This window comes from Bacillus sp. AFS017336, assembly GCF_002555445.1.
Lineage (GTDB): Bacteria > Bacillota > Bacilli > Bacillales > Bacillaceae_G > Gottfriedia.
In genome coordinates, this window is the sequence record NZ_NUCO01000034.1 from 66,694 (window position 1) to 87,168 (window position 20,475).

The following is a 20,475-nucleotide window of genomic DNA, read 5'->3' on the forward strand; positions in this document are numbered from 1 at the left end:
TGATAAACGTTTGGCACCGCAAAAAAACAAGCCATTAGTCAGTAGCTAATGGCTTTTACTGTTGCTTAGTAATATAATTTTTGAACCCCATTTAAAGTACTATCAAATCGATCTTCCCCAAGTACATTAATATTTTTCTTTATTGTATACGTATAAAAATAAGCGGATAATGACTCACGGGTTTTTTCTTGGAGTTTGTCTATTAATATCTTTTTTGTACCTGCGCCAACAACACCATCAGCAGTTAATCCATTATCTATTTGGAATGCCTTTACTGCTTCATCTGTACCTTTAGCAAAATAGCCGTCAACTCCGTTTGTTGAGTAGCCTAGTTTTGTTAAAGTATCCTGTAGCCATTCAACTTCTGAACCCACGCTTCCAAGCTGTAAACTAGTAGGAATATCAGTTGGCTTTGTTACAACGACACTTCCTGAATCTTCATCAAATAAATGATTTGCAACGGCGATGTCTTGGAATGACTGGTTAGAAGATGTGATTAAAACAGTGGCACCTTTTTGAACACGATCGAATAACCACTCTACTTCCTCATCATACATCCGTACACAACCGTGACTAGCGTAAGTTCCGATCGAACTTGGGTTGTTATTTCCGTGGATTGCATAGGTTGTACCCCATGTCCCTCTTGCATTTAAACCTAACCACCTGTTTCCAAGAGGGTTATTCGGGTCACCACCAGGAATATTTTCCTTATAGTAAGGACGGTTTACAATTTTAACGACGATTTTAAACTTCCCTTCAGGAGTTAAATCTTGGCTCTTACCAGTAGCAACTTTAAAAACTTTTACTAATTTACCATCTTCATAAAATGCTAATCTATTAATCGATTTGTTAATAATGATAAATTGAGAAACTGGTTTCGTTTCTGCATAAGACCGAACAAAAGAAGTGCTCAAAAATAAAAGAAGTACTAAGAAAAAAATAAAACAACGCTTAAACAATTTTTTCCCCCCAACATTATTTAAAAGTCCGTAGCTTTATATACTATGTAGAGATGGCTTGTCCTATCTAATAAAAATTTCAAATTAATAAAAAATAGATTAATTTCTTATCTGGAAAATTTATCTAAGGAGTTCGAAATCTATTTAAAAAATGTAAATGGTTGCATTACGAATCAATCTTGTTAAAATAGTAAATGTAAGCGGTTAAAAAGAGTGTGGACCAGGCTACTAAAAATTAGCTATTATTCTTAACAGAAAAAATGCACACGGTTGCACAAGTTTCGGAAAAGGATTCAATTCTTTGGAATTTCACTTACCGTAATTGTTTTAATCTTTTTTGACCTATGTTTTATATTTTAAATTACTTGTTCAAAAAGTTTTGGACAAACAGGTTTTAACTAGAATGAAATAGAGTTTTTAAGATTTAAATTGATACATAATCTAGGAGGCAATTAAAATGGAGAAAAAATGGTGGCATAATAGCGTAGTATATCAAATTTATCCTAGAAGTTTTATGGATAGTAATGCTGATGGAATCGGCGATATTAAAGGAATTATTGAGAAGCTTGATTATTTAAAGCTATTAGGTATAGATGTAATTTGGTTGAGTCCTGTATATAAATCTCCTAATGATGATAACGGTTACGATATTAGCGACTATTGTGACATTATGGAAGAGTTCGGTACGATGGAAGATATGGATCATTTAATTTCTGAAGCAAATAAAAATGGAATTAAAATAGTAATGGATTTGGTCGTAAACCATACTTCCGATGAGCATCCATGGTTCATTGAATCACGAAAAAGTAAAGATAATCCTTATCGAGATTATTATGTATGGAGAAATCCTGTAAACGGAAGTGAACCAAATGATCTTCCTTCTGTATTCAGTGGTAGTGCTTGGAAATTTGATGAACAAACCGGTCAATACTTCTTACATTTATTTAGTAAAAGGCAGCCTGACTTAAATTGGGAGAATCCAAAAGTACATGATGAAGTATATAATATGATGAATTTTTGGCTTGATAAAGGTATTGGCGGGTTCCGTATGGATGTAATTGATTTAATCGGGAAGCTTCCTGACCAAGAGATTACTGCAAACGGACCGAAGCTACACGATTATTTACAAGAGATGAATCAAAAAACGTTTGGAAATCGTGACGTATTAACAGTTGGTGAAACTTGGGGAGCAACACCTGAAATTGCAAAGCTTTATTCGGATCCAGCTCGAAATGAATTAAGTATGATCTTTCAATTTGAGCATATAAGTCTAGATCAACAAGAAGGAAAAGAAAAGTGGGATTTAAAGCCATTGAATTTATTGGAGCTTAAAGAAGTATTTAATAAATGGCAAACACAGCTTGATGGGAAGGCTTGGAATAGCTTATTTTGGAATAATCACGATTTACCACGAATTGTTTCAAGATGGGGTAATGATGAGGAATATCGAATTGAAAGCGCAAAAATGCTTGCAACCATACTACATTTAATGCAAGGTACACCTTATATTTATCAAGGTGAAGAAATTGGAATGACAAATATTCGTTTTAAAAGTATTGAGGAATATGACGATATTGAAACGAAGAATATGTATAACGAACGAATTTCAAATGGGTACAAGCATGAAGAAATAATGGAATCAATTTATACAAAAGGTAGAGATAATGCTCGCACCCCAATGCAGTGGAATGGGGATCAGCATGGTGGTTTTACGAGTGGAAATCCTTGGTTAACAGTAAATCCAAATTATACGAATATTAATGTTGAGAAATCGATAAACGATCCAGATTCAATTTTTCATCATTATCGTCAATTAATTCAATTGAGAAAAGAAATTCCTGCTATTGTTTATGGTTCATTTGAAATGCTTGCTGAAAAGGATGAAAAAATATTTGCGTATTTACGCCAGGACCAAGATGAAAAACTGTTAATTGTTGCAAATTTTACGAAAGATGAATCAACATTTAGTTATAATGCTCGTTATGATGAAGTAAGTATATTATTAAGTAATTACAAAGATTCAAGTTTAACGATTGAGAAGCTAAGCTTGAGACCGTATGAAGCTGTAATATTTAAAATTAAATTTTAAATTTATTAAAAATAGTTTGACATTTTAAACTGTACTCGTATATGATAAGATTATCAAATAAGAAGGAGGTAGGTTAACATGATGATTGTAAGAAAATTAAACGCGACAGCAACAAATAATTTCATACTGATTATGAACCCTATCTCTACGCAGGACGGACCACGTTGAAATTTAGATTTCAATTGACGATCTAGCCATGGGTTTATATTCCCCATGGCTTTTTTGTGCCAAAAAGAACGAAACATTTTTGTTCGTTTTTGGTCGAAACGTTTCTTTATGGCCATGGGGTATGGAAAATTATCCCATGGCTTTTTGTTGTCAAAAAAAGTGGAGGGTTGCGTAGAGATAGGTTGATTGATACAAAGGAGGTAAAAGAGTGTCTCGAATATTAAAATATGTCTATAGACATAAGCTAACATTTATTATTGGTTCAATTTCAATGGTCTTGGTTATTGGTGTAGATCATTTAATTCCGTATTTACAAATGATTTTAATTGATGATGGAATTACAAAAGGAAAATCATCAGTCGTTCTTCCAGTAATTGGGGGGATTATTGGTGTCACAATTATTAAATCTATTTTTGGTTATGTAAAAGAATATCTGTATGATTTAGTAAGCTCGAAAGTACATGAAGATATTAAAAATGATATGTTCAAGCATATTCAAAGCTTTGAGTTTAAGTATTTTGACTCAATGAATACTGGTGAATTACTTTCAAGGATTAATGAAGATGTGGAAAATATATGGCAAACAATTGCATTTGGACTAAGATTATTTGTTGAAAATATTATTTATTTTACTCTCAGCACAGTTATCTTATTTGTGATTAATTGGAAATTAGCTCTAATTTGTTTAGCAATTATGATTCCAATTGGATATATGGGTACACGTTTAAATCGCTTATTAAATAAAGGTTACGGTAAAATAAGTGACCACACTGCTGAAATTAATACTACAGCACAACAAAATATTGCAGGTGTAAGATTAGTTAAAGCGTTTGCTAGAGAAAAACACGAGACGTTGAAATTTTTAAAAATGAATCGTGGTTACTATGATTTAAATATGGCTCAAGCTAAAACAATGCGAAAATATTTTCCTAATATTGAATTTTTAACAAATATTGCACTTGTAGCGATGATCATTATTGGTGGATATTTTGTTTTGCAAGAAAGCATGACGTTAGGTGAACTTGTTGCGTTTAGTGGATACATTTGGAACTTAATTTGGCCGATGAGAATGTTAGGCTGGTTAACGGATGTACTTTCTAAAAACCAAGCTTCTGCGAAAAAGATTTTTGATATTTTAGATCGTAAAACAGCAATCGAGAATAAAGAGGGGGCATATACGCCAAATCTTGTTGACGGTTCAGTGGAATATAAAAATGTTAACTTTAAATACAACGATGAAATTGTCTTAAAAGATATTAATCTATATATTCCAAGTGGTAGTAAAGTAGCAATTATGGGGACGACTGGCGCAGGGAAATCTTCAATTCTTCATTTAATTGGTCGCTCATACGATGTGGCAAGCGGAGAAGTTTTAGTAGATGGCATTAATGTTAAAGATTTTAATTTAACTTCTTTACGTCAAAATATGTCTCTAGTTTCACAGGATACATTCCTATTCTCAGATACGATTGAAAATAATATTAAACTAGGAAATCCTGAAGCTACTATGGATGAAATCCGCGATGCATGCCGAATTGCTTGTTGTCTAGACTTTATCGAAGAGTTAGAAGATGGATTCAATACCGAAATTGGTGAGCGAGGTATTGGTTTATCTGGAGGACAAAAACAACGTATTTCAATTGCACGTGCCTTATTACGTAAAGCTCCAATCCTAATTTTAGACGATGCAACTTCTGCGTTAGATATGGAAACGGAGTATGAATTATTACACAACTTAAATAGACGATTCTCACATAGTACAACATTTATTATTGCGCACCGTATTTCAGCGGTGAAAAATGCCGATTTAATATTATTTGTTGAAAATGGAGAAATAGTTGAAAAAGGAAATCATAAGCAATTACTTGATAAAAAAGGAAAATACTTTGAAGTATATGAAGAGCAATTCAAAGATTTTGAAACAGTCGAAAGTGGGGTGATCTAATGGCGCAAAATACGATTAATCGCGATGAAGACCAGCTAAACCGTAGTAAAACCGAGCTGATTTATAGGCTCGGGACGTATTTAAAACCTTTTAAACTAAAAACCTTTACCGTTATTTGTTTAATGTTATTCGTAATGGTAGTTGGTATATTAAACCCTTATTTATTAAAGATAGCAATCGATACAAATATTAAAAACCATGATGTAAAAGGTCTCTTAATAATCGGGGCAATATTATTAGCGCTGAATTTCCTAGCTATGATCGCTTCTAAAACTCGCTGGACATTAATCAGCTCAGTTACGAATAATATTTTAGTAAATATTCGTCACGAGCTGTATACACATATTCAAAAATTGTCATTTACATTTTTTGATAACCGTCCGGTTGGGAAAATTTTGGCTCGTGTAATGGGGGATATTAGTGCGCTTCAAAATTTATTCAACCAAAGTATTCAAACATTAATACCAGAATTATTAAGCTTAGTCTGTGTTACAGTTGTAATGTTTGTTTTAAATGTTAAACTAGCAATCGCATCTGTATCTATTCTCCCATTTTTGGCAGCCGCTATGTTTTATATTGAAACAAGAGCACGTAAAAGATGGGACGATTATCGAAAGAAACGTTCAAATCTAATTGCATTTATACATGAAGATTTTTCAGGTATAAAAGTTGTGCAGTCTTTTGCGAAAGAAAAAGATAAAGAAAAAGACTTTAAAGAGAAGGTTTCGGAACTAATGGGTTCATTCATGAAAGCAGTAAAAATGAATGATTTCTTTTGGCCATTAGTTGAGTTATCTTGGGGTGTTGGTACGGTAATTGTTTTTTATGCTGGGTATAAGCTTGTAACTACGCAAGAAATAGAAGTCGGTACTTTAATCGCATTTTCTATGTATATTGGAATGTTCTGGCGCCCAATTATGAACTTATCAAACTTTTATAATACATTAATATCAAATTTCTCCGCAGCTGACCGCATTTTTGACATAATGGATATTGATCCTGAAATAATTAGTGAAGAAAATGCACCAGCAATCGGACGAATCAAAGGAGAAATTCGATTTGATAATTTAACGTTTGGTTATGATGAAAAATCAACAGTATTAAAAAATGTAAATTTCACAATTAATCCGGGTGAAAAAATTGCCTTAGTAGGTGCAACTGGTGCAGGTAAAACGACGATTGTTTCTCTAATAAGTCGTTTTTATGACCCGACTAAAGGTAGAATTTTAGTTGATGGAAAAGATATTAAAAAAGTAGATTTAGAATCTTATAGAAGTCAAATGGGAATCATGCTACAAGACACGTTCCTATTCTCAACTTCAATCATGGAAAATATTCGATACGGTAAATTGAATGCAACAGATGAAGAAGTAATGGCTGCAGCAAAAGCAGTCCATGCACATGACTTTATCATTAAAATGGAGGATGGTTATGATACGGACGTTAATGAGAGGGGCTCAAGACTTTCATTAGGTCAAAGACAATTAATCTCTTTTGCACGTGCGTTACTTGCTAATCCTCGTATTTTAATCTTAGATGAGGCAACGTCTAATATCGATACACATACAGAAAAATTAGTCCAAAACGGAATCGAGAAGCTATTAGAGGGTCGTACTTCATTTGTAATTGCCCACCGCTTATCGACAATCCGTGATTGTGACAAAATCATGGTAATTGGTAATGGGAACGTTGAAGAAAGTGGAACACATGAAGAGTTATTAAGATTAAAAGGACATTATTATAATTTATACATGGCGCAATATAGCTTTATCAATGATGGAGCTTAATGAATTATTTTGTATAAATTGAGGGTCGCATTAGTTGTTTAACGAATAAGGGTAGATTCAGCTTATATTAGTTGAATCTACTTTTTTTATTATAAGTTGAAGTTCATTTAGGCTTAATTACTTTAAGACAAGTTTCTTTATGAAAGTTAAAATAGAACTTTTGCAATGAATTATTACGAACTCTTAATATAAGAATTAATTCTATGAATCTTGAAAAGTCATCTTAATATTTGTAGATGAAATATCTATATTTTCTGTGTTTTACTAATGTTAGAATATTAGTAATTAAATATTAATTAGAAAATGGAGGTAAAGTATGAAACTTAATTATGAAATAAATTTGGATGATTATATTGAATTTAATTTACATGAATTGAAAAACTCAAAAACTGTCCAAAAATCATTAACTAATAATCGAATTGCTGTAAGTTTAATTTATTTAGTAATACCATTTCTAATTTCTTTTCTACTAGAGCAACCTATAATCGGTTATTTACTTGCCTTTTCGTTAGTAGCGATTGTTATTTACGTTTATTTTCCAAAGTTATATTACAGAGCAAGTAAAAATAAAATGTTGAAACTTCTAAATAATAAAAATAACGAATCATTATTCGGCGAGCATTCACTTAAAGTTGATGAGAATGGCATTAAAGAAATTACGCAATCAAGTGTTCATGAAATAAAATGGGATCATATCGTTGAAGTAAAAGGAACGAAGAAATACTTTTATATTTATGTTACAAGTATGAAGGCGATTATAGTGCCGTTAGAAGCAATAAAAGATGATATGGAGAAGTTATTGCAATTTTATCGAAAATATAATATTGAAGTTTTGTATTGTTAATGATTGTTGGCTTTTTTTCAATTATAATAGTACACATCATCTTAAGTAACGCTGATTCTTAAAAGTTAGTAATTCCTGGTGTTTTGAAATTAATATTTATTTTCACTGAAAGTTCAAGTTATTTACCTAACTTGAACTTTTTTATTTTAAAGCACCACCACCTAATCAAGTAATATGAAATATGGTAAAATGAACAAAAAAGGGGATGCTCAAGTGGAAAATTGTATAAAAGTTTCAGTACGTTCGCTAGTTGAGTATGCTCATACAGCGGGAAGTATTGATTTAACATTTAAAAGTTCGGTTTCATTAATCGAAGGAACAAAGGCACATCAAAAAATTCAAAGTGAATACGGAGAATCTGATGTAAAAGAACGACATATATCTGGGACCGTCCCATATGAACAATTGGAATTTCAAATTGAAGGTAGATGTGACGGATTATTATTAAATGATGATCAATACATAATAGAAGAAATTAAATCAACAATGAAGGATTTGAATGAAATAAATGAAAATTCTTATCCGGTTCATTGGGCTCAAGCAAAAGTATATGGGTATTTTATTTGTGAAGAATTGCAGCTTGAACAGATCACCATCAAGCTTACTTACGTGAATATTTTAACAGAACAAAAAATGAGCTTTTATCTTTTGTTTACAAAAAATGATTTAACGAATTATCTGTATAAGATGTTAGAGAGCTATTATCCTTTTGCAAAATGGAAGTATGATCATATTGAATTACGTAATCAAACGATTAAAGATTTAAGCTTCCCGTTTCCTTCATTTCGAAAAGGACAAAGGAAACTAGCTGGAGCGGTATATCAAACAATCCAGGAAAGTAATAATTTATTTGCTATCGCTCCGACGGGTATAGGAAAAACCGTTTCAACCATATTCCCGACTATTAAAAGTATGGGTGAGAATAGTATAAATCGAATGTTTTACTTAACATCGAAAACGATTACTAGGACTGTTGCTGAAGAAGCGTATAAGCGAATGACAGATCAAGGATTATGTATATCATGCACAACGATTACGGCAAAAGATAAAATTTGTTTTAAAGAAGAGACTATTTGTCAAAAGGAATATTGTGAATTTGCTAATGGATACTACGATCGTATAAACGAGGCTGTGCTTGATATTCTTTCATCAGAAAAGGCTTTTACTCGAGAGAAAATTGAGGAATATGCTCGTAAACATACAGTCTGTCCATTTGAATATTCGTTAGATTTATTAAATTCTTCAGATGCCATTATTTGTGATGTTAATTATATTTTCGACCCTAGAGTATCATTAAAGCGATTATTCGATGAACATAAACGTAGTTCGGTATTATTGATTGACGAGGCTCATAATCTTGTAGATCGTGCGAGGGAAATGTATTCTGCAAGTATTTTTAAATCTAAATTTTTAGAATTGAAAAATAGATATAAAAGTATTAAAGATGATTTATATCAATCTGTAAATGACATTAATAAGCGATTTATAGAATTAAGAAAAATTTGGAAGGATACTGTAGCTCCTGTTTCAAAGGAATTTGATGAGGATTTAATAGAGCTTCTTCACAAATTTAATGAAATAGCAGAAATTAAATTGCAGGAATTGGACGAGGATGAAAATAAACAAATTCTACTAGATACGTATTTTGAATCACTTAACTTTGTTAAAATCGCTGAGTTTTTTGATGAACAGTATATTTGTTACTATGAGCTTTATAAAAGTGAGGTTCACGTAAAACTATTTTGCCTTGATCCATCTAAAGTAGTAAATGATGTTATAAAAAAATTTCGCTCTACTATTTATTTCTCAGCAACTTTAACGCCAGTACAGTATTTTCAAGATATGCTTGGTGATCAAGATCGTGATTATACGATTACGATTGATTCGCCTTTTAGTAAAGAACAACTTCAAGTAACCATTGACCCTTTATCAACCCGATATCAAGATCGTGAAAAAAATTTAGAAAGATTAGTCGATACGATTTATAAAGAAATTTCGAAAAGTAAAGGAAATTATTTAGTTTTCTATCCTTCTTATCAATATCTCATTCAAAGTATCGAATTATTTCAAACTAAGTATCCAACTATTAAAACGATTGTTCAAGAAAATGGTATGTCAGAATTTGAGAGAGAAGATTTTCTATTACAATTTAATAGTCTTAATGAGGAGACTTTAGTTGGATTTGCTGTATTAGGTGGAATTTTCTCCGAGGGGATCGATTTAAAGGGAGATCGATTAAATGGTGTCGTAGTAATTGGTGTAGGATTGCCACAAATCTGTTTAGAAAGAAATATTTTAAAAGATCATTTTAATTCGGTTGGGAAAAATGGGTATTATTATGCATATGTCTTTCCAGGGATGAATAAAGTCATGCAAGCGGGTGGAAGAGTTATCCGATCAGAAACGGATAAAGGGACTTTGTTACTAATTGATGATCGATATAAGAGTGCACTTTATCAAAATTTACTACCGGTAGAATGGAAATGAAATGTTAATAATTAAATAATTTGAAAAAAACAATTGATAATTATCAGAGTTTTTAATATACTAATCAATATAATTAAATAATCTTATCAAGAGCGGTGGAGGGACTGGCCCGACGAAACCCGGCAACTCTAGTGAAAACTAGAAAGTGCTAAATCCTGCAGGTATATAACCTGGAAGATAAGAGCGATATGTTATCGAACATAACCACTTCTTATTTTTTAAGAAGTGGTTTTTTATTTTGACTAAAATGGGGGATTTAATAATGACTAAGACAAAAGTAGCTTTAAATACGAAGGAAAAATCAATCGAAACAATTGCTGTACATGGAAGTAAAGGATTTGATCCACTAACTGGTGCAATCAGTTATCCTATTTATCAATCTGCAACATTTAAGCATGCAGGATTAAACCAATCGACTGGATATGATTATGCAAGATTACAAAACCCAACTCGAGAAGAAGTAGAAAATACTGTGGCAAAATTAGAAAACGCAAATTTTGGTGTTGCATTTGCAACTGGAAATGCAGCCGTTACAGCAGTATTAAGTTTATTTAAAAAAGGAGATCACGTAATTGTGTCAGATGATTTATACGGTGGTACATATCGTCTGTTTGAAGAAATTTATTCACCGTATGGAATTGAGCATAATTTTATTGATACAACTGAAATTGAAGAAATTCTGGCTGCGCTTAAACCGAACACAAAAGGAATTTTTATTGAAACACCTTCAAATCCAATGATGAAAGTAACGGATTTAAAAAGAGTTGTTGAGATTGCAAAAGAACGAGACATTCTAGTGATTGTCGATAATACATTTTTAACACCTTATTTCTTCAAACCAATCGAATTAGGCGCAGATGTTGTTGTTCATAGTGGTACGAAGTATTTAGGTGGTCATAATGATACACTTGCTGGCTTTGTTGTGACAAACTCAGAATCTACGAATGAGCGTATACGCTACTATCAAAAATCAACGGGTGCAACTTTAGCTCCATTTGACTCTTGGTTAATTTTAAGAGGAATTAAAACATTGCACTTACGTATGGAATATAGTCAAAAAAATGCAATCGTACTTGCAAATTATTTAGAAAATCATCCGAATGTTACTGAAGTGTACTATGTAGGCCTACCAACACATAAAGGGTATTCAATTATTAAAGAACAAGCAACTGGATTTGGGGCAATGATTTCATTTAAAGTGAAAGATTTAAGTTTAGTTGAACAAGTTTTAGGAAGTGTAAACGTCATTACATTTGCAGAAAGTTTAGGTGGAGTTGAATCGCTAATAACGTATCCTCATACTCAAACTCATTCTGAAATGCCTGAGGAATTTAAACGAAAGCTTGGTCTAGATGACCATACACTACGATTGTCAGTAGGAATTGAACATATCGATGATTTATTAAATGACTTAGAAAATGCATTGGGGTGATAAAATTGAAATTTGGAACTAAATTAATTCATAATGGAAATGAAGTGGATCCGACGACAGGTGCATTAAGTATTCCAATCTATCAGACTTCAACATTTCATCAATTTGATATTGAGAATTTTGGGAAATATGACTATGCAAGAAGTGGGAACCCAACAAGAGAAGCATTAGAAAATACAATTGCAAAATTAGAAAACGGTGTGCGCGGCTTTGCGTTCTCATCAGGGATGGCTGCTATTTCATCTGTTTTATCGCTGTTCTCAGCAGGAGATCATATTGTCATTTGTGAGGATGTTTATGGAGGGACTTTTAGAATAGCGACGAAAGTATTAAATCGCTTTGGAATCGAGTTCACATTTGTAGACGCCTCAAATTTACAAGAGATTGAAGCAGGAATAAAGCCAAATACAAAGGGGCTTTATTTAGAGACCCCATCTAACCCACTTTTGAAAATTACTGACTTAAGTGGTGCAATTAAACTTGCGAAAGAAAATGACATTCTAGTAATTGTAGATAATAGCTTTTTATCACCATATTTACAAAAACCACTAGACTTAGGTGCAGATATTGTCGTTCATAGTGCAACAAAATTTATAGCAGGCCATAGTGATGTAATTGGAGGTTTAGCAGTTGTAAATTCTGAAGAACTTGCACAAGAATTATACACAATCCAAAATTCATTCGGTGCAATTTTAGGCCCGCAAGACTGTTGGTTAACACTTAGAGGACTAAAGACGCTTAAGGTTCGTATGGATGCGTATGAACAAACTGCTTCAAAATTAGCGAATTGGCTTTTAGAACAAGAAGAAGTTGAGGATGTCTATTACCCAGGATTAAAAAATCATCCTGGTCACGATATTCATTTTGAGCAGGCTTCCGGAGGGGGAGCAGTCCTTTCATTTACATTAAAAACAATTGAACAAACGACGAAATTCCTTCAAACAGTCGAAAATGTAGCAGTTGCTGTTTCACTCGGTGGAGTAGAGACAATTGTTTCATATCCTGTGAAGATGTCTCATGCAGCTATACCTGTTGATGTACGTGAAAGATTAGGTGTTAAAGATACACTAATTCGAGTATCTGTTGGATTAGAGGATCTTGAAGACTTAATTGAAAGTTTCCGAAAAGCTTTAAACGCAGGAGCAAGAGAAAAGCAAACAGTACACGGCACTGGGAAATCTAATAATTAATTCAAAATGCGAACACATATTGAACAATATTGATAAAGTTGTGAACTTCGTTGATATATGACGATTACTCGTTGATAAATCACAAAGCCTCGTTGATATATGACGATTACTCGTTGATAAATCATAAAGCCTCGTTGATATATGACGACTATTCGTTGATAAATCATAAAGCCTCGTTGATATATGACGATTACTCGTTGATAAATCATTAAATCTCGTTGATATAATACCAAACTAGGTTGATATGTTAATTCTAGAAAATAATTTTTCGAGATGAAATCAGTTCTATGGTCGCAAAAACCGAACGATAATTAGTTGGAATAAGAAGAATATACGTCAAAAATAAAGATATTACACAAAATCCCACAAGGTTTCTTGTGGGATTTATACATATTTTTTTGATTTTGCACTTTTTTAATAAAGAGTTAAATGTATTTTAATTTCATATAGATTTGATTATGAAAGGAATATTTCCCCATCACCAACTTCCTCTTGAATTACTTCAGCTGCACCAATAAGTGCCAATGCATTACCAACTATTTGAATTGAGTCAGAAAGCACAATTTTTCTTTGTAAATCAAGTAAATTTATTTTATCTGAAGTGAACAATTGCTTAGAAACGAAAAAAGCTACGGATAATTGACCAGCTGTACCAATCCACATTCCTGATATGATATCTCTTTTCCCTTGAAAGATTGGATCTTTGTCGATTGAATATAATTTGGATAATGTAATCGTTTCATACAATTGTGCTACTGCTTTAACCCATGAGGCAGCCACGATTTGTCTTTCAAGACTTGCTTGTAAACTGTCATCATCTATATTAGTTTTCTGTTCTTGGTCTTTACCTTCCTTTTCCTTGAAATTTTCTTCTAGCATCTATTCCAACTCCAATATGAAAAATCTATTATTTATATAACTATTCAAGTTCATCTAATTGTGTTTCTATCCGATTTGTTATTTTTCTATTTCAAACGTTAAACTTTACTTAAAATGAGATGAAATACTATGTCTAAAATTAATTAATTTTTAAATTTGAATTGTCTAATTTTGGACAAAAAAACCAGTTGACTGTTGATGTAAGATGATGAAAAGGTTTCACTTGTAATAATAAACGAATAATTTTTTAAAAAAATAATGTGATTGTTCGTATTTTTACTTGAAACCCTTTCATATTGATGGTATTCTATCTTAGGTTGAATAAATGAAATAACTTAAACCTTTTGGGGGTAAATATAAATGTATGATGTAATCGTTGTTGGAGCAGGTCCTGCTGGAATCTTTACTTGCTATGAATTAACTTTAAAAATGCCGAATGCTAAAGTAATACTTGTTGATAAAGGACATGATATATTCGCAAGACATTGCCCGATTTTACAAAAGAAAATTGAAAAATGTCCGCCTGCTGCAGGTAAAAAAGAATTTTCAGGATGCTTACCAGCATGTTCAATAACAAATGGTTTTGGTGGTGCGGGAGCATATTCAGATGGAAAATTTAATATTACAAGTGAATTTGGTGGATGGATGACAGATTACTTATCAGACTCACATGTAGTAGAATTAATCAAATATGTTGATGAAATTAATTTACAACATGGAGCGACTGAATCGATCACTGATCCATTAACTGAAGAAGTAAGAGACATTGAACGTCGTGGTTATGCTGCAGGACTAAAATTATTACGTGCACAAGTTCGTCATTTAGGAACTGAGCAAAACTTAGAAATTCTAAAAAGTATATATGAATATTTAAAAACGAAAATTGAAATGAGATATAAAACTGAAGTAGAGGACTTATTAACTGAAAAAGTTGAGGGTATTCATAATGTTAGAGGTATTAAATTAAAAAATGGTGAAGAATTACTAGCTGAGAAAGTTGTCATTGTACCAGGTCGTGATGGATCAAAATGGTTAACTGATGTGATGAAAAAACGTCGTTTAAAAATGTCAACGAACCAAGTAGATATTGGTGTACGTGTAGAAACTTCAAATGTTGTTATGGAAGAAATCAACAAGCACTTATACGAAGGTAAATTTGTATTTAACACTAGCGTGGGTACTAAAGTCAGAACATTCTGTAGTAATCCATCGGGTCACGTAGTAGTTGAAAACCATTCTGGTATTATGACTGCTAATGGTCACGCTTATAAAGACCCTAAATTAGGAAGTCCAAACACAAACTTTGCATTATTAGTATCACATCAATTCGCAGAACCATTTGATAAACCAAATGAATATGCACATGAAGTTTCACGCCTTGCTAACATGCTTTCACATGGTGGTGTAATTGTACAAAAATACGGAGATATCTTAAGAGGTCGCCGTTCAACTGAAAAACGTATTAAAGAAGGATTTTTAGAACCAACTTTAAAAGAAGCAGTGCCAGGAGATTTAGGATTAGTGTTACCATACAATACAATGAAAAGTTTAATTGAAATGGTTGAAGCATTAAATCACGTTACACCAGGTATCGCTGCAGAACACACACTTTTCTATGGCGTAGAAGCGAAATTCTACTCAGCTCGTCCAAAATTAAATGAACACTTTGAAAGTGAAATCTCTGGATTATATCTAGGTGGAGATGGAGCTGGCGTAACTCGTGGTTTAGCTCAAGCAAGTGCATGTGGCGTATGGATCGCCCGTGATATCATTACGAAAATTGGAAGTAAAGAGAAAGAATTAGTTACGGTTTAATACTTACTTGAAAAACCTCTAATGCATTTTGCATTAGAGGTTTTTTATTATTATAAAATATTCTCAAAGTTTAGCTTAAAAAGGAATTACTGATATACGTTAGTAGATGTATAATGAATAAAAAAACTTTAAGGTAGGTGAACTCTTGAAATCAAAAACAAAATATCAAACGTGGATCCGAATTTATAAACTAATCATATTCTTAGTAATTTCACTCGTTCTACTTTTAATAGCACTATTACCGATCAATACATACGTGCGAATCCTCTCAGGTATTATAGCACTGCCTTTTATTTATATAACATTTATACTTTCCTATTCGATTTATCAATTTGCAGCAAAAGGAGGGAATTATCAATCAAAAATACATGATTTAATTGTTTCGAAAGTGAATTGGGATGGAAATGGCAAAATTCTAGATATTGGAACAGGTAGCGGTTCTTTGATTATTAAACTCGCAAAGGCTTTTCCTAAGTCCACTTTAACTGGAATTGATTATTGGGGTGGTAATTGGGAATATTCAAAAGCACAATGCCAACAAAATGCAGAAATAGAAGGTGTCGCAAAGCAAATCGATTTTCAGAAAGCAAGTGCTTCTGAGCTCCCTTTTAATGACGATGAATTCGATCTAATTGTAAGTTGTCTAACATTTCATGAAGTAAAGGATCGAAGTAATAAAACGGATGTAATGAAAGAGGCATTAAGAGTATTGAAACCTGGTGGGAAATTTGTTTTCTTAGATTTATTTATGGACGAAAAAATATTTGGTCACGAAAATGAGCTATTAAATGAATTACAGAAACTGAGTGTATCCGTATTGAACAGCTCTACACTTGATAATGAGATGAAATTGCCAAAGCTTTTATTAAATAAAAAAGTATTAGGAAATGCGATGATTTTTAGTGGAAAGAAATGAATGATTAAAAAGGAGACATAAAATGGAAAATAGAGAGGAAATTTATTATAAACGTGGAACAGAAGAATTAAAAATGAAAAATATTCGTGCCCATAAGCTTGTTCAAGAGTTTAATAACATTAGTGTAGATTCGTTCGAAAGAAAAGAAGAAATTATAAAAGAGCTGTTTGGAACTGTAGGAGAAAATCCGAGTATTGAACATAACTTTCATTGTGATTTAGGCTATAACATTCATGTAGGCGATAATTTCTATGCCGGTTTTAACTGTACAATTTTAGATATGGCAGAAGTGAGAATAGGAAAAAACTGCATGATCGGCCCGAATGTCGGAATCTATACAGCTGGCCATTCAATTGAACCAAAGGATCGTAATAAAAGTGGTTATGCGATACCGATTACGATTGGTGATGATGTGTGGATTGGGGGAAGTTGCACTATTTTACCTGGTATCACGATTGAGGATAATTCAATCGTTGCTGCTGGTTCAGTAGTTGCGAAGGATGTTCCTGCTAATACAGTAGTGGCTGGCAATCCGGCTAAATTTATAAAAAGTATATAATATGAGAAAATTAACTAATCTATTTAACAATTGATTTATATGGTAGGAACTATTGGACTGTTTTTACAGTCTTTTTTTTATAACCTTTGAGTGTAGTTAAATTGAAAAGGACTTATGTAAGAATAGTAGAAATAAACTATTAGTACAATATATTAGCTGAAGAAGTTTAGATGGATTTAGGAGTGTATTTAATGCCAATCATAAAAATATCCATGTTAATTAACGCACCACTTGAAGTGTGTTTTGATTTAGCGCGAAATATTGATATTCATATGGAATCAACATCCGATACAAATGAAATAGCAGTTAAGGGACGAACAAGTGGCTTAATTGAACTAGGAGAATCAGTGACTTGGGAAGCTACTCATTTCGGCATTCGTCAGCAGTTAACGTCAATTATTACAGAGTTTGATCCACCGAATAGATTTGTAGATGAAATGGTTAGTGGAGCATTTAAAAGTTTTAGGCATGAACATATTTTTGAATTAAAGGATGATGGAACTTTGATGACGGATGTATTCGATTACACTTCACCAATGGGAGCGATAGGCATGTTGGTGGATATACTGTTTTTAAAATCATATATGAAACAGTTATTATTGAAAAGAAATACATACATAAAAAATTATGCAGAACAATTATAGAGTTGGTAAAAGTATGGAAGAAAGCAATGTCTTTATTAAAGTGACAAACTAGAAATACTCACTAGGACTATTTTAAAATCTTCTGAATATAATTTAGAAGATTTAAATAGAGCTGGGGGGATGTAACCTGAAAAGAATTGCATTTTGCTTCGTTTGTTTCTTTTTGTTGTTTTTATCGAGTGTATCAACATCAAATGCAGCATCTCGCTATTTAGATCAAATAGAGAAAAATAATCGTAAGGAAGTTAATTATTATGTTAAAAATTCAACTTCAATTGTCGAACAAAAGGAATTGAATGTAACAATTAAAGGCCAGACGACAGACGAGAAAGCAATGGCGATTGCTGTAAAATACAACACAGTAAGAGATGATTTCTTTAAAACTGCAAATTATAATACTTTTTTACTGGATGAAAAAACAGGTGAAATCCTGAATTCAAGTAATCTTGTCTCGTCGAAATCATTTGATGAATTTACAAAAAAACATATAAATGATGGCGACAATGATTTTAGATGGAAAAATGAGTTAATTGTTTTGTTGTTAGTGTTTATTACAATCATATTCATTCCGATTTTTGCTTCTAAATTAAATGAATAATAAAAAGACTGTTTCGACAGTCTTTTTGTTTTGTAAAAAAACTATTTTCATAGAGGATAATTATAAATCAGAGTTTAATGTCAGCATCTATTTATTATGTTGTCGGATTAGTTTAAAATTAACTTGATGTACTAATTCTTTCAAATTCAATTATTAATGAAAGAAGATATGATAAATAAAGACTAAAAATTTATGGCTAAATATAGAAAAAATACCGAATGTTTCAATAATAAAACCGATGATCCAAAAAAGTAATCCTACTTCTAAGTTGTATGAGTCATTATTGTTGTTAAAGACCCATCCTAGAAGAGAAAATAGTATTCCGAATAGTATCAAAATCAAGGCTTCAATCAACGTACATCACCAGCCTTTTACATATTTTAAAACTTGACCAGTTGTCAGAAGTATAAAAATCGCTCTAGATTTTTTTAATATAATTCAAGTTAGGAGTTAAGAAAATGATCCAATCAATTGTTCATATTGCTCTTGTCGTAAAAGATTATGATGAAGCAATCGAGTTTTATACAAAGAAATTACACTTTAATTTAATTGAGGATACGTATCAACCTGAACAGGATAAAAGATGGGTAGTAATATCTCCACCCGGTTCAAATGGAACAACTATTTTACTAGCAAAAGCATCTAAAACTGAGCAAGAGCCCTTCATCGGCAATCAAGCTGGTGGGAGAGTTTTTCTATTTTTAGGTACAGATGATTTCTGGAGAGATTATAATGAAATGATTTCAATAGGAATTGAGTTTGTAAGAGAACCTAAGGAACAAGATTATGGTACTGTTGCGGTATTTAAAGATTTATATGGGAATTTATGGGACTTAATACAATTTAGTGAAAATCATCCATTAGTAAAAAGAATTAAATAAAATATTGCATTAATTTTTGAATGCATATTTCTTAAAACCGGTTGGGGTTAGTTAACTCCAACTTTTTTGTTGGAATTGGAATGTTATAATAAACTGAATAACATTATTTTTATAATTATTAAATAATTAAGGTGGGAAATATGTTCATAGTTAATGTAGAAGGTGCAATTCAAAAAAATGGAAAATGGTTAATTATCGAAAGAAGTAAAAAAGAGGAACATGCAGGAGGATTACTTTCACTTGTTGGGGGCAAAGCAGAGTTGGAAGGGAATTCATCGGATATTTTAGAAAGAACCATTAAACGTGAAATGATGGAGGAAGTTGGATTAGAAATTAAAGGCGAAATGAAATATGTTCGAAATACTTCATTTGTAACAGATAAAGGGGAGCATGTGATTGATCTTGTATTTGTTTGCGAATATGACTCAGGCGAAGCTTTTGCCAAATGTCCTGATGAAGTCGAGTCAGTAATGTGGTTAACTTCAGACGAAATTTTTGCACATCCTAAAGCACCCATATACTTAAAAGAAAGCATAAGACAGGCAGAATTGTTAATCGAAGCGGTTAGTAGGTGTGAATAAATGGAAAAAGAAATTTACATAATTAGGCACTGCGAAGCAAAAGGGCAACCAATTGAGACTGAACTAACAGATAGTGGAATTCAACAGGCAAATGACTTAGCCAAATTTTTCTCAAAGATAAAGATTGATCAAATAATCTCCAGCCCTTTTTCTCGTGCAATTCAATCAATCGAACCAACAAGTAAAGAAAAGAAGATCGATATCGTAATCGATGATCGTTTATCTGAACGCAAGCTAAGCTCACGAGATTTACCAGATTGGTTAGAAAAATTAAAAACTACGTTTGAAGATATGGCATTGAAGTTTGATGGGGGAGAATCAAGTCAAGAAGCTACGAATCGTGCAATAAGCGTTATTGACAAGATCATCAGTAGTGAACATCAAAGTACGATTATTGTAACCCATGGAAATTTAATGTCTTTAATATTAAAGCATTTTAACGCCGAGTTTGGATTTGAGAATTGGAAAAGTTTAAGTAACCCGGATGTATTTCAATTGAAGTTTAAAAATAACGAATTTGTTTACGAACGCTTGTGGAAAGAAGATTCAAAATAAACATTCTTTTTTTATTTTCCTCTGTTTAAACTGATTGTTGATTTTCTTATTTTATTAACGAACGTATAGTTCAAGGTCGTGAGTCACTATCGTGGCTCATTTTTTTGAAGTGAATTTGTGTATAGGCAAATTATCCCGTTCAATAA

At 32.2% G+C, this 20,475-nt stretch carries 17 protein-coding genes and 1 riboswitch; of the genes, 15 read left to right on the forward strand and 2 right to left on the reverse strand.

Translation table 11 applies throughout. The features are described from left to right. Positions 1-65: 65 nt before the first annotated feature. Positions 66-959, reverse strand: coding sequence for a L,D-transpeptidase family protein (locus CN601_RS19535; RefSeq protein ID WP_098117363.1), 894 nt, complete (start codon positions 957-959; stop codon positions 66-68). Positions 960-1,416: 457 nt separating this feature from the next. On the opposite strand from CN601_RS19535, the gene CN601_RS19540 reads away from it, so the two are divergent. The 7 genes from CN601_RS19540 to CN601_RS19570 all read left to right on the forward strand — a co-directional run bounded on the left by CN601_RS19540 (position 1,417) and on the right by CN601_RS19570 (position 12,901). Next, a complete protein-coding gene (locus CN601_RS19540) occupies positions 1,417-3,048 on the forward strand; it encodes a glycoside hydrolase family 13 protein (protein ID WP_098172047.1) in 1,632 nt (543 codons plus the stop codon). Positions 3,049-3,424: 376 nt separating this feature from the next. Then, positions 3,425-5,161, forward strand: coding sequence for an ABC transporter ATP-binding protein (locus CN601_RS19545; protein ID WP_098117361.1), 1,737 nt, complete (start codon positions 3,425-3,427; stop codon positions 5,159-5,161). Beyond that, a complete protein-coding gene (locus CN601_RS19550) occupies positions 5,161-6,948 on the forward strand; it encodes an ABC transporter ATP-binding protein (RefSeq protein WP_098172048.1) in 1,788 nt (595 codons plus the stop codon). The genes CN601_RS19545 and CN601_RS19550 overlap by 1 nt, the downstream gene beginning before the upstream one ends. 316 nt (positions 6,949-7,264) lie before the next feature. Beyond that, complete coding sequence (locus CN601_RS19555; RefSeq protein WP_098117359.1) at positions 7,265-7,792, forward strand: YcxB family protein; 528 nt, start codon at positions 7,265-7,267, stop codon at positions 7,790-7,792. Between the two features lie 213 nt (positions 7,793-8,005). Then, complete coding sequence (locus tag CN601_RS19560; RefSeq protein WP_098172049.1) at positions 8,006-10,279, forward strand: ATP-dependent DNA helicase; 2,274 nt, start codon at positions 8,006-8,008, stop codon at positions 10,277-10,279. A gap of 80 nt (positions 10,280-10,359) precedes the next feature. After that, positions 10,360-10,463, forward strand: a riboswitch (SAM riboswitch). A gap of 78 nt (positions 10,464-10,541) precedes the next feature. Then, positions 10,542-11,711: a trans-sulfuration enzyme family protein gene (locus CN601_RS19565; RefSeq protein WP_098172050.1), complete on the forward strand. Its 1,170-nt coding sequence runs from the start codon at positions 10,542-10,544 to the stop codon at positions 11,709-11,711. Positions 11,712-11,716: 5 nt separating this feature from the next. Further along, entirely contained in the window at positions 11,717-12,901 is a 1,185-nt protein-coding gene (locus CN601_RS19570) for a trans-sulfuration enzyme family protein (protein WP_098172051.1), read from the forward strand. Positions 12,902-13,357: 456 nt separating this feature from the next. On the opposite strand, the gene CN601_RS19575 is transcribed toward CN601_RS19570, so the two are convergent. After that, positions 13,358-13,780: a hypothetical protein gene (locus CN601_RS19575; RefSeq protein ID WP_098117355.1), complete on the reverse strand. Its 423-nt coding sequence runs from the start codon at positions 13,778-13,780 to the stop codon at positions 13,358-13,360. 360 nt (positions 13,781-14,140) lie between these two features. Here CN601_RS19575 and CN601_RS19580 point away from each other — a divergent pair, with 360 nt between their 5' ends. From CN601_RS19580 to CN601_RS19615, 8 genes are all read left to right on the forward strand, one after another. Then, positions 14,141-15,595: an NAD(P)/FAD-dependent oxidoreductase gene (locus CN601_RS19580; protein WP_098117354.1), complete on the forward strand. Its 1,455-nt coding sequence runs from the start codon at positions 14,141-14,143 to the stop codon at positions 15,593-15,595. A 145-nt stretch (positions 15,596-15,740) separates the two neighbouring features. Continuing rightward, the gene (locus tag CN601_RS19585; protein WP_098172052.1) at positions 15,741-16,511 is read left to right on the forward strand and encodes a class I SAM-dependent methyltransferase; all 771 of its coding nucleotides are present in this window, start codon (positions 15,741-15,743) and stop codon (positions 16,509-16,511) included. Between the two features lie 22 nt (positions 16,512-16,533). Then, entirely contained in the window at positions 16,534-17,070 is a 537-nt protein-coding gene (locus CN601_RS19590) for a sugar O-acetyltransferase (RefSeq protein WP_098172053.1), read from the forward strand. Positions 17,071-17,261: 191 nt separating this feature from the next. Next, positions 17,262-17,714, forward strand: coding sequence for an SRPBCC family protein (locus CN601_RS19595; protein ID WP_098172054.1), 453 nt, complete (start codon positions 17,262-17,264; stop codon positions 17,712-17,714). 163 nt (positions 17,715-17,877) lie between these two features. Beyond that, positions 17,878-18,312, forward strand: coding sequence for a hypothetical protein (locus CN601_RS19600; RefSeq protein ID WP_142317375.1), 435 nt, complete (start codon positions 17,878-17,880; stop codon positions 18,310-18,312). Between the two features lie 458 nt (positions 18,313-18,770). Next, the gene (locus tag CN601_RS19605; protein ID WP_098172055.1) at positions 18,771-19,193 is read left to right on the forward strand and encodes a VOC family protein; all 423 of its coding nucleotides are present in this window, start codon (positions 18,771-18,773) and stop codon (positions 19,191-19,193) included. Between the two features lie 140 nt (positions 19,194-19,333). Next, entirely contained in the window at positions 19,334-19,774 is a 441-nt protein-coding gene (locus CN601_RS19610; RefSeq protein WP_098172056.1) for an NUDIX hydrolase, read from the forward strand. Beyond that, positions 19,775-20,329: a histidine phosphatase family protein gene (locus tag CN601_RS19615; protein WP_098172057.1), complete on the forward strand. Its 555-nt coding sequence runs from the start codon at positions 19,775-19,777 to the stop codon at positions 20,327-20,329. Positions 20,330-20,475: the final 146 nt, after the last annotated feature.